Genomic DNA, 11,486 nt, shown 5'->3' with positions numbered 1-11,486 from the left:
GCGGTTCGTACGCGTCGAAGGGTGCGTCGGACGGCGCCCATCCGGCATCCGTCGTGTTGCGCCCGTCTCCCACCCGAACACCCTACCCAGCCCGGCTGACACCGGGCTGCGCAGGTCACCCCCCGCCGCCGTCGCCGCCTCCGCCACCGCCGAATCCGCCACCGCCGAATCCGCCCCCGTCGAACCCGCCGTAGCCGCCCCCGCCACCGTCGAAACCGCCGCCACCGAACCCGCCGCCGGAGTACCCGTCGGACTGGACGCCGCCCATCTCCCCCACCCACGCGGGCTCCCCGGCGAGCTCGAGCGAACCCGCACCGACGGAGTAGTACGAGATGAGGACCGACGAGGTCAGGAAGTGGCTCGCCACGAGGGCGGCGAGCACGGGATCGTCGAACGGCCACACGATCGACGTCCGATCGGGGCGCCGGCCACTGCTGCCCTCGGGGCGCTCGTCCTCGAGCACCGCCGTGCCCGCACCGCCGCCGGACGCCGACGTCCGGCGCAGCACGCTCGCCAGCAGCGTCGGCTCGGGATCGCGGGCCTGTTCCTGCTCCGACATGAACGGCCGCAGCTTCTCGAACATCTCGGCGCGGCGTTGTCTGGACAGCTGCTTGAAAGCCGACTCGTGCGCGCGTTCGATGACGCTGGCCGGCAGGGTGTTCAACAGGTACACATAGCGCGACATGCGCTCTTCGTCCGACACCGCGGCGTACGGGACGCGGCGGCGACGGCGCCTCCACAGGACCATCGCTTCACCTCCCCATTCAGGTGCCTGAAGGCTACGCCGCCGCACATGCGCGCACCATGGACTTCTCGTGCGAGATGGATGCCTCTCAGCACCACCGCTCGGCCAGCGCCGAGATGACCGTGAAGTTGCGATTGGTCGCCACTCCCAGCAGCTTCGCCGCCCGCAGCGGGTCGACCCTGCCCGCCTCGTAGCCGGGCTGCAGCAGCGCGTGCGCCGCACGGCCGCGCACGATCATCTCGCCGAGGTCCGACGAGGTCGACTCGATCTGCTCGATCGCCGCAGCGGAGGGCTGCTCCTTCAGCAGGTACACGTAGTGCCGCGCCAACTCTGGCCGGGCCGCGTTCAGTTCCCGGGCGGTGTCCGCGATCGCGGCTAACTCCCCCGCGGCGAACACGATCGTCGGCACCTCGAATCCCCGATCGGCCGCGAAGGCGCGCTCGAGGCGGTCTTCGATGCGTGCGCGAGAGCGCATCGCCGTGGTGAACCGCACATTGCCGGTGTTGATGTGCGTCGCGGCATCCGCGAAGCCGGCGTCCGTCACGACGCGGCGGATGTCGCCCTGGGGAAACACGCGCTTCGCACCGAGGTTGATCGCCCGCAGAAACGCCAGGTAGGTCGCCACGCAGCCATTGTGCCGCTCGGTGCGACCGGGTGCGACCGGCGAGCGGACCATAACTCAGGAAGAACCCCGGGTTTCGGGCCGGCTGGCGGCCGGATCGGGCAGGTCATCCTGAGTTATGGTCGGGCCCGAGCCGTTACAGCCGCACGACCTCGGTCACGCGGACCACGGCGGCGCCCTCCTCGTCGGACGCCTCCAGGTCGACCTCGGCCCGGATGCGCCAGTCGTGGTCGCCGGCCGGGTCGTCGATGATCTGCTCGACGCGCCAGCTGCCGGATGCCGCATCGGTCTCGTCGATGACGCACAGTCCCGGCGAGCGCGCCGGACCGCCGGTGAGGATCTCGTCGTGCTCGTCGTAGTAGGAATCCAGCACACCCGACCAGTCCGCGTCGGGGTCCAGCGCGGTGAGCGCGTCGTCGTCCTGCAGGGCCGCCAGCCGCACCCGGCGGAACATCTCATTGCGCACCAGCACCGTGAAGGCGCGGCGGTTCGTGAGCACCGACGGCGGCGCGGGCGGCACGACGGGGGCGTCCGGGTCGGCGGTCGGGTTGGTCAGCGCCTCCCACTCGTCGACGAGGCTCGAGTCCACCTGGCGCACGAGTTCGCCCAGCCACTCGATGACGTCCATGAGGTCGTCGGTGCGCGCCTCGGCCGGCACGGTCTGGCGGATCGCGCGGAACGCGTCGCTGAGGTAGCGCAGCACCAGGCCCTCGCTGCGGCCCAGCTGGTACAGCGCGACGAACTCGCCGAACGACAGGGCCCGCTCGTACATGTCGCGCACGATGGACTTCGGCGACAGGTGGAAGTCACGCACCCAGGGCTGGCTCGAGGCGAACACCTCGAACGACTGCAGCAGCAGCTCTGCCAGCGGCTTGGGATAGGTGATGTCCTCGAGCAGCGCCATGCGCTCCTCGTACTCCACGCCGTCGCGCTTCATCGCCGCGACCGCTTCGCCCCGCGCCTTGTACTCCTGCTGGTTGAGGATCGCCCGCGGGTCGTCGAGGGTCGCCTCGATGACGCTGACGACGTCGAGGGCGTAGTGACCGGTGCCGACCGTGCCGGCCGCGCCGGGCGTGGCATCCGCACCCCGGCCCAGCTCCACCTCGGGATCGAGCAGGTCGATGGCGGCGAGCGCGAACGGCGACAGCGGCTGGTTGAGCGCGAAGTTCGGCTGCAGGTCGATGGTGAGTCGGATGCCGTCGGCGCCCGATTCCACGATGCCGGCGGACACCAGCGTGCGGAAGATCGCGATCGCCCGACGGGCGAGGTCGTACTGGCGGGCGCGGGGCTCGTGGTTGTCGAACACGAGCGAGCGGACGTTGCCGAACACGTCGCCGCCGCGCCCGATGACGTTGATGAGCATCGCCGCGGTCAGCTGCAGGTGCGGCATGAGCGGTTCCGGCTGCGCCTGGATGAGCCGCTCGTACGAGCCGAGACCCCAGTTGACGACCCCGGTGGGCGCCTTCTTGCGCACGATCTTCTTGCGCTTGGCGGCGTCGTCGCCGGCGCGGCGCAGTGCCGCCTCGTTCTCGATCTCCCACTCCGGGGCCATCACCACGACGTTGCCGTAGGGGTCGTAGCCGGCCCGGCCCGCCCGGCCGGCGACCTGATGGAACTCCCGCGCCGACAACTGGCGCATCTTGACGCCGTCGTACTTGGACAGCGCCGTGATCACGACGGTGCGGATGGGCACGTTGATGCCGACCCCGAGCGTGTCGGTGCCGCAGATGACCTGCAGCAGGCCTCGCTGGGCGAGGGTCTCCACGAGGCGCCGGTACCGCGGCAGCATGCCGGCGTGGTGCACGCCGATGCCGGCGCGCACGAGCCGCGACAGCGTCTTGCCGAACGCAGTGTTGAACCGGAACCCGCCGATCGCCTCGCCGATGGCATCCCGCTGCTCCCGCGAGGCCACCTTGCCGCTGGCCAGCGCCTGCGCGCGCTCCAGCGCGGCGGCCTGCGAGAAGTGCACGATGTACACCGGCCGCTCCTTCTCGTCCAGGAGCGAGGCCACCACCTCGTGCACGGGCCGGCGCTCGTAGGAGAAATGCAGCGGCACGGGTCGCTCGACACCGGTGACCATGGCGGTCGGGCGACCGGTGCGCCGAGTGAGGTCGTCGGCGATGTCGGTGACATCTCCCAGGGTCGCCGACATGAGCAGGAACTGCGCGCGCGGCAGCAGCAGCAACGGCACCTGCCAAGCCCACCCACGATCGAGGTCGCCGTAGTAGTGGAACTCGTCCATGACGACCTGGTCCACATCGGCATCCGCGCCCTGCCGCAGCGCGATGTTCGCGAGGATCTCGGCGGTGCAGCAGACGATCGGCGCCTCGGGGTTGACCGACGAGTCGCCGGTGACCATCCCGACGTTGTCGGCGCCGAAGATGTCGACGAGGGCGAAGAACTTCTCGCTCACGAGCGCTTTGATGGGGGCGGTGTAGTAGGTGCGGCCACCCGCGGCGAGGGATGCCGCATGAGCGGCGATCGCGACGAGCGACTTGCCGGTGCCGGTGGGGGTGGACAGCACCACGTTCGCGCCCGAGACGAGTTCCATGACGGCCTCGTCCTGCGCCGGGTACAGCGCGAATCCCTGTTCGGTGGCCCACGTCACGAACGCGTCGTACACGCCGTCGGGATCGGGCGCGGCACGGACGGCGTCAAGAAGGGTCACACTGTCGAGTCTGCACGACCCCCGGGCCGGCGGGGCACCCCGGCCAGGCCGGGCACGCCCGATCGGAGGCGCCTGGGCGAGCAGGCGCCCCGGTCAGCAGCAGCGCGCGCCGGGATTGCGGTCCTGCTCGGCCATCTTCTGCCGCCAGAACTCCCGCTCGGTCGGCGGCTCCTGGTCGGGGTGGTGGATGCGCTGGTGGGCGACGAAGGTGGCATACGCGCTGTCGCCCATGAGGGTCTGGAAATACCAGCGGATGCCGCGGCCCGCCCGCCGCACGAGGGATCCGAGTCCCCCGCGCGACGTGCGGGCCACCGCATTGCTCTGGTCCATCAACCGGCCTCGCTCAGTGCCCACCGGTGGTGGGGCGCTTGTCGGCGGGAAGCTGCTCCCACAGCTTCTCGATCTCGCGCTCCTCCTTCGTGGCGATGAGTCCCGCCGGGGCGAAGCGCCGCGACGGCACGGGCGGCACTTCGTGCTCATCCCCGCCGCCGCGGCGGATGGCCTGGATGCTCACGAGCACCGACGTGGTGATGACGATGATCGACAGCACCACGAAGATGATCGACAGCGTCCCCTGCACGGCGGTGTTGCGCACGACCGCCTCCATCGCCGCGACCGTCGGCGCCGTGCCGAACGAGGTCTCGCCGGCGGCGAGCGCGTTTCGGAACGCGGCATTGTTGGCCCAGTAACCCACCTGCGGCACCGGCGAGAAGATCTTGTACATCGACGCCGTGATGGTCACCACCGCGGTGAAGGCCAGCGGCAGCGCGATGATCCACAGCCACTTCACGTAACTCTTGCCTCGCTTGGCGACGATCGCCAGCACGACCGACAGCGCGATCGCCGCCAGCAGCTGGTTGGCGATGCCGAACAGCGGGAAGAACGTGTTGATGCCGCCGAGGGGGTCCGTCACGCCCAGGATGAGGATCGCTCCCCAGCCGGCGACCATGATCGCCGTGCAGATCCACACTCCGGGTCGCCAGGACAGGTCGCGGAACTTCGGGACCACCACGCCGATGGAGTCCTGCAGCATGAAGCGGGCCACGCGCGTGCCGGCATCCACCGCGGTCAGGATGAACAGCGCTTCGAACATGATCGCGAAGTGATACCAGAAGGCCATCATCGCTTGTCCACCGAGGGCCTGCTGCATGATGTTCGCCAGACCCAGGGCCAGCGTCGGCGCGCCGCCGGTGCGGGAGATGATGCTCTCCTCGCCGACGGCGGCCGCAGTGTCGGTGAGCATGTCCGGGGTGAGGTTCACCCCCGCCAACCCCAGGCCGTTCACGAACGCGACGGCCCCTTCCACGGTGCCCAGGGTCGCGGCGGCGGAGGCGTTCATGGCGAAGTAGATGCCACGGTCGATGGAGATCGCAGCGACCAGCGCCATGATCGCGACGAACGATTCCATGAGCATGCCGCCGTAGCCGATGAAGCGGGTCTGCCGCTCCTTCTCGATGAGCTTCGGCGTCGTGCCCGACGCGATGAGCGCATGGAACCCCGAGAGGGCGCCGCACGCGATCGTGACGAACAGGAACGGGAAGAGCGGTCCGGAGAACACCGGCCCCAGCTCCCCATCGGCGAACTCGCTGAACGCGGGAACGTTGATTTCGGGACGCACCAGCACGATCGCGCCGGCCAGCATGACGATGACGCCGATCTTCATGAACGTCGACAGGTAATCGCGCGGGGCCAGCAGCAGCCACACCGGCAGCACCGCGGCGATGAAGCCGTAGATGATGATGCCCCAGGCGATCGTGGTGCGATCCAGCGTGAACAGCGCCGCGCCCCACTCGGTGTCGGCGATCCAGCCGCCGGCGATGATCGCGGTGATCAGCAGCACGAAGCCGATGATCGAGATCTCGGTGATCTTGCCGGGCCGGATCCATCGCAGGTAGCAGCCCATGAACAGCGCGATCGGGATGGTCATCGAGACGCTGAACACGCCCCAGGGGCTCTCGCCGAGGGCGTTGACCACGACGAGCGCGAGGATCGCGACGATGATGATCATGATGAGCAGGGATGCCACGATCGCCGCGGTCCCGCCGATGCGGCCCAGTTCGTCGCGGGCCATCTGACCGATCGTGCGGCCGCCGCGGCGCATCGAGAAGAACAGCACCAGGTAGTCCTGCACCGCACCGGCCAGGATGACGCCGACGATGATCCAGATCGTGCCGGGGAGGTAGCCCATCTGGGCTGCCAGCACCGGGCCGACCAGCGGTCCGGCGCCGGCGATCGCGGCGAAGTGGTGGCCGTACAGCACCCGGCGGTCGGTGGGGACGTAGTCCTTGCCGTCCTGCTTGTATTCCGCAGGGGTCGCGCGCCGGTCGTCGGGCCGGGTGATGTGCTTCTGGATCACCTTCGAGTAGAAGCGGTAGCCGATGAGGTAGGTGCACACCGCGGCGAACACGAACCAGATGGCGTTGACGGTCTCGCCGCGCACGATGGCGAGCATGACCCATGCGAGCCCGCCGAGGAGGGCGATGCCCGCCCACAGCAGGATCTTCGGCAGCGTCCAGCGCGTCTCACGCTCCGGCAGGGCGACGGGAGGCAGGTCGGGGTCTGGGGCGAGCGCCGCGGCGCCGCCGTGTGGGGTAGGCGGATGAGTAGTCATCGGTTCTCCTTGGGCGCGACATTGCGTGGCACCCAAGGTAGACGCATCACGCCGACGACCCGGTGAGCCTCGCGGAATCGGCGTGCCGCACCTACGTTGGAATCCAGCGACCCGGAGGAGCCCCCATGGCCGACAGTGATACCCCCACGACAGTCACCCGCGACGACGGCGACAGCCGCTACGAGATCCGGCTCGGGGGTGTGCTCGCGGGTTACACCGAGTTCGAGATCGACCCGCGCGGGCGGTTGCGCTTCATCCACACCGAGATCGATCCGGCGTTCCGCGGGCGGGGCGTGGCAAGCGCGCTCCTCGGCGAGGCGATGGCCGATGTCGCCCGCCGCGGCGAAGTCGTGGAACCGCTGTGCCCGTTCGTGGCGAAGTACCTGCGGGAGAACGAGGTCGCCGGACTGGTGGTGCAGTGGCCGTTCCGCAGCGGTCAGGATGCCGCCGGGGAAGCATCGGCATGACCCGATGGGACGCCGAGGCCGCTGCGCAGCCACTCCCGGCTGCGGAGGCCAAGACGTCCACCGCCGAAGCGGAGACCCCCGGCGTGCTGCTGCTGGAGGCGCGTGAGGTGCCGTTGGGGGGCCTGCGCGGCATGCAGGTTCACCGGAGCCTGCCGCAGCGCAACCTGCCGACCGTCGGTGCGTGGTGCTTCCTCGACCGGTTCGGCCCGCAGTCGACGATCATGCGCGTCGAGCCCCACCCGCACATCGGGCTGCAGACGGTGACGTGGCCGCTGGTGGGCGAAGTGCGCCACCGCGACACCGTGGGCAGCGACGTCGTGGTGCGCCGTGGCGCGCTGGATCTCATGACCAGCGGGGCGGGGATCGCCCACTCCGAATACTCCGTCGGCGACGGCCCGATTCCGCTGGATGCCCTGCAGCTGTGGGTCGCGCTTCCGGAGTCCCGCCGCCACGGCCCGCCGGCCTTCGAGCAGCACGAGCAGCTGCCGCAGGTGCCCCTCGGCGACGGCACGGAGGCGACCGTCGTGATGGGCTCCCTGGCGGGCGTGACCTCACCGGCATCCACCTATACGCCCCTCGTCGGCGCGGAGCTGCGCCTTGCCGCCGGCGCCCGCGTGCGGCTGCCGCTGGCGGCGTCGTGGGAGCACGCCGTCGTCGGCGTCACCGGTGAGGTGATGGTCACGACGGGGCCGGATGCCGCGGTGCCCCTCGCGCCGCAGCAGTTGCTGTACCTCGCACCCGGGCACGACGCCGTGGAACTGACCGCGAGCGCGCAAGCCACGGTGTTCTTCCTCGGCGGCGAGCCGTTCGAGAGCGACATCGTGATGTGGTGGAACTTCGTCGGTCGATCCCACGAGGAGATCGTCGAAGCGCGCGAGGCGTGGGAGGCCGACTCGCCGCGGTTCGGTCACGTCGTCGGGCACGGGCCGGAGCGGGTGCCTGCCCCGCCGCTGCCCGCCGTGCGGCTGCGCAGCCGTCGCCGCCGAAGCTGAGGGATTTCCTGGTTTTCTCCGGGAGACCGCCCGGCACCCACCGATCGCGAGCGGATACGCTGGGACGCGTGGCCCCGGCATCCCGTCTCTCGACGCGCGTCCTGCTGACGTGCGCGGCGATCGGTGTGGCAACGGGCCTGCTCGGCGGCTTCGCCGGCTGGGTGACCCCCGCGATCGTCGCCGGCATCCCGATCGTCTACGGCTTCGTGCTGGGCGTGCATGTGCTCCCCGGCATCATCGCGCAGGAGGCCGTACGGCTGCCCTGGGTGGCGCTCATCTCACACCTGATCGCAGCGCTGGTGGCCAGCGCCATGGCGCCGCACTGGGCGATGCGCTTCATCGGTACGGCGTTGCTGTTCGGCGGCATCCAGGAGCTCGTCGCCGCCGCCACCCGCTACCGGGTGTGGAAGCCGTGGCGGTTCTTCATCTCCGCGGTCGTCATCGGCGTGCTCGTCGCGGTGGTCGTGGCGACGGTCGCGAACCTCGCCACGCTGGCGCCGTGGGCGCAGGTGACGTACCTGGCGCTGTCGGTGCTGGGACCGGTGGTGTGGACGGCGGCGGGGCTGGCGATCGGTGTCGCGCTGCGCCGCGCCGGGGTCGCCCGCGCGAGCGTGTACTGACCTGCCATGTTTCGGTGAGGCTCGGCTAAGTTGGGGCGGGACCCCGTCCCTTCGTCTTCTGGATCCGCCGTGACCTCCCCTCGACGCGACGAACCCGCCGCGTCGGCGGCGACGTCCACCGCCCCGCTGCTGCGGGTGACCGAGCTGGGCGTGCGCTACCCCGGGGCGGATGCCGCTGTCCCCGCGGGTGCCGACCTGACGATAGCCCGCGGCGAGGTGGTGCTGCTGCTGGGGCCGAGCGGCTCGGGCAAGTCGACGCTCGCGTTGACGCTGAACGGCCTCATCCCGCAGGCCGTCCCCGCGACGGTGAGCGGGTCGGTGCAGGTGGCGGGGGCGGATGCCGCAACCACCCCCGTCGCGCAGCTGGCGACCCAGGTGGGCATGGTCTTCCAGGACCCCGACGCGCAGCTGGTGACCGGGAGCGTCCTGGACGAGGTGGCATTCGGCCCGGAGAACCTGCGAATGCCGGCGGCCGAGGTGCTGGCCCGCAGCAAGGCGGCGCTGCGCCGCGTGGGGCTGTGGCAGCGCCGGCACGAGAACCCGGACCGGCTCTCCGGCGGCGGGCGGCAGCGCCTCGCGATCGCCTGCGCCCTCGCGCTGGGGTCGCCGCTGCTCGTGCTGGACGAGCCGACGGCCAACCTCGATCCGCAGGGGATCGACGAGGTGTACGCCGCGCTGGCAGAGCTGGTGGCCGCGGGCGACCACGCCATCCTGCTCGTGGAGCACAACCTGGATGCCGCCATGGCACTGGTGGACCGCGTCGTCGTGCTCGACCACGACGGGCGTACGTTCGCCGCCGGTCCCGCCGCCGCCGTGCTGCGCGGGCGTGCGGCGGAACTGCACGAGATGGGGGTGTGGCTGCCCACCGCCACAATCGCCGCGCTGCGCCTGCGCAGCGCCGGGTATGCCCTCGATCCCCTCCCGCTGACCCCGGCCGAACTGCACTCGGCGCTGGAGGAGGCGCCGGCGCCCGATGCGGCATCCGTCCCGCCGACTCGCACGCCGCCGCCCGTCGCCCGCCGCGCCCCGCCGCTCGTGCGGGTGCGGGGGCTCACCGTGTCGCGCGGGCAGTCGCGGATCCTGCACGGCGTGGACCTGGACGTCCACGCCGGCGAGTTCGTCGCGGTCGTCGGTGCCAACGGTGCCGGCAAGACCACCCTCGTGCAGGCCATCGCCGGGGTCGTCCGGCCGCCGCGCGGCGCCGTGCAGGTCGGCGACATCGATCCCGGCAGGGCGGATGCCCGCACGCTGCACCGGCGCATCGGGTTCGTCTTCCAAAACCCCGAGCATCAGTTCATCGCGCACACCGTGTTCGACGAGCTGGCGCACGGCCTGCGGCTGCAGAAGCTCCCGGAGGCCGAGGTGCGGGAGCGCACGCTCGAGGTGCTGGCCCGGTTCGGGCTGGCGGCGAAGGCCGATGTGCACCCGTTCCTGCTGTCCGGCGGGCAGAAGCGCCGGCTCTCGGTCGGCACGGCTCTCGTGGCCGGCGCCCCGGTGCTGGCGCTGGACGAACCCACGTTCGGCCAGGATCGCGCGCGGGCCGACGAGCTGCTGGGGCTGCTGCGCGACCTCAACCGGCAGGGCACGACGATCATCGTGGTGAGCCACGACATGCAGCTGGTGGCCGAGTACGCCGATCGCACGATCGTGCTCGGTGACGGGCGGGTGCTGGCGTCGGGGCCCACCCCGGAGGTGTTCGCCGACGACGACCTGCTGCTTCGGGCGGGGCTGCGCCCGCCGCCGCTGCGCCAGGCGCTGCACGGCGTGACGCGGCATCCGGAGCTGGCCGCCATCGCGCGTCTGGCCGACCTCCCCGGCGGTGCGACATGACGACCACTGTCGACCCGTACGCCCAGCTCCGCTCCACGTCGCCGGCGCGGTTCCTCTACGCCCTCAACCCGCTGGCGAAGTTCGTCGCGCCGTTGCCGGCGATGCTGGCGCTGGTGTTCGTGCGCGATGCCGCGACGCCGCTGGCGTTCGCGGCGCTGGCGTACCTGCTGCTGCTGATCGGTGCGCGATTCACGGTGCGACTCGCAGTGATCCTCGGGCTGGCCGTCCCCCTCGGCATCCTCCTCATCGGTTTCGGGCTGAGCGTGTGGACGGATGCCGCGCTGGTCTCGGGCACCGGTGCCGTGCTGCAGCTGGGCGGGTGGACGCTGTATGCCGGCGCGGTGCACGTCGGGTTCGCCACCGCGCTGCGCCTGGGCGCGATCGTGGTGCTCGCGCTGCTGCCGGGGCTCACCACGACCGGGCCCGACCTGGTGCGGTCGATGGTGCAGCAGCTGCGGGTGCCGTACCGCATCGGCTACACCGCGCTGGCCGCGTTCCGCTTCGTGCCCCGGTTCGGGCACGAGCTGGACATCATCCGCCAGGCGCATCGGGTGCGCGGCTCGCACGGCGGACGCGGCCCCTTCGCCGCGATCGCCCGCTGGTCCGGCTACATCGTGCCGCTGCTGGCGGGCGGCATCCGCCATGCCGAGCGGGTCGCGCTGGCGATGGACTCGCGCGCGTTCGGGGCGTACCCCGACCGCACCGAGCGGCATCTGGTGCCGTGGCGCGCCCGCGACACGGTGTTCGTCGCACTGTTCTGGCTGGTCACGGTCGCGCTCTTCCTGCTGCTGGCGCCCTGGGGCGGCTGAGAAACCACAAATCGGACGAGAAACCACGCGATGCATGGTTTCTCGTCCGAAAAGTGGTTTCTCGCGGCGGGCGGGCGGGCGGGCCGGCGGCGGACGGGCGGCGGGCGCGGCGCCGCCGGGGC

10 protein-coding genes are annotated in these 11,486 nt (G+C 71.1%); 5 read left to right on the top strand and 5 right to left on the bottom strand.

Annotated features, from left to right (window positions below):
* Positions 1-115 precede the first annotated feature (115 nt).
* The 5 genes from QNO11_RS00835 to QNO11_RS00815 form a co-directional block, all read right to left on the bottom strand.
* Positions 116-748, bottom strand: a complete 633-nt coding sequence (locus QNO11_RS00835) for a hypothetical protein (protein WP_257508836.1) — start codon at positions 746-748, stop codon at positions 116-118.
* An 85-nt stretch (positions 749-833) separates the two neighbouring features.
* The gene (locus tag QNO11_RS00830; protein WP_257508835.1) at positions 834-1,370 is read right to left on the bottom strand and encodes a DUF1697 domain-containing protein; all 537 of its coding nucleotides are present in this window, start codon (positions 1,368-1,370) and stop codon (positions 834-836) included.
* Between the two features lie 133 nt (positions 1,371-1,503).
* Positions 1,504-4,035 carry a DEAD/DEAH box helicase gene (locus QNO11_RS00825; protein ID WP_257508834.1) on the bottom strand — a complete coding sequence of 844 codons (2,532 nt, stop codon included), beginning with the start codon at positions 4,033-4,035 and terminating at the stop codon, positions 1,504-1,506.
* A 93-nt stretch (positions 4,036-4,128) separates the two neighbouring features.
* Complete coding sequence (locus QNO11_RS00820; RefSeq protein WP_257508833.1) at positions 4,129-4,365, bottom strand: YbdD/YjiX family protein; 237 nt, start codon at positions 4,363-4,365, stop codon at positions 4,129-4,131.
* Positions 4,366-4,378: 13 nt separating this feature from the next.
* Positions 4,379-6,646: a carbon starvation CstA family protein gene (locus QNO11_RS00815; protein WP_257508832.1), complete on the bottom strand. Its 2,268-nt coding sequence runs from the start codon at positions 6,644-6,646 to the stop codon at positions 4,379-4,381.
* Positions 6,647-6,771: 125 nt separating this feature from the next.
* Here QNO11_RS00815 and QNO11_RS00810 point away from each other — a divergent pair, with 125 nt between their 5' ends.
* From QNO11_RS00810 to QNO11_RS00790, 5 genes are all read left to right on the top strand, one after another.
* Positions 6,772-7,113: a GNAT family N-acetyltransferase gene (locus QNO11_RS00810; RefSeq protein WP_257508831.1), complete on the top strand. Its 342-nt coding sequence runs from the start codon at positions 6,772-6,774 to the stop codon at positions 7,111-7,113.
* Positions 7,110-8,105: a pirin family protein gene (locus tag QNO11_RS00805; protein WP_257508830.1), complete on the top strand. Its 996-nt coding sequence runs from the start codon at positions 7,110-7,112 to the stop codon at positions 8,103-8,105. The genes QNO11_RS00810 and QNO11_RS00805 overlap by 4 nt, the downstream gene beginning before the upstream one ends.
* A 68-nt stretch (positions 8,106-8,173) precedes the next feature.
* Entirely contained in the window at positions 8,174-8,725 is a 552-nt protein-coding gene (locus tag QNO11_RS00800) for an ECF transporter S component (protein ID WP_257508829.1), read from the top strand.
* Between the two features lie 69 nt (positions 8,726-8,794).
* Positions 8,795-10,555, top strand: a complete 1,761-nt coding sequence (locus QNO11_RS00795) for an ABC transporter ATP-binding protein (RefSeq protein WP_257508828.1) — start codon at positions 8,795-8,797, stop codon at positions 10,553-10,555.
* Complete coding sequence (locus tag QNO11_RS00790) at positions 10,552-11,364, top strand: energy-coupling factor transporter transmembrane component T (protein WP_257508827.1); 813 nt, start codon at positions 10,552-10,554, stop codon at positions 11,362-11,364. Before QNO11_RS00795 ends, QNO11_RS00790 begins: the two co-directional genes overlap by 4 nt.
* Positions 11,365-11,486: the final 122 nt, after the last annotated feature.

Source organism: Microbacterium sp. zg-B96 (genome assembly GCF_030246865.1).
Classification (GTDB): Bacteria; Actinomycetota; Actinomycetes; order Actinomycetales; family Microbacteriaceae; genus Microbacterium.
The sequence above is the reverse complement of the archived record's forward strand: the minus strand, read 5'-3'. Positions and strand labels throughout refer to the sequence as shown.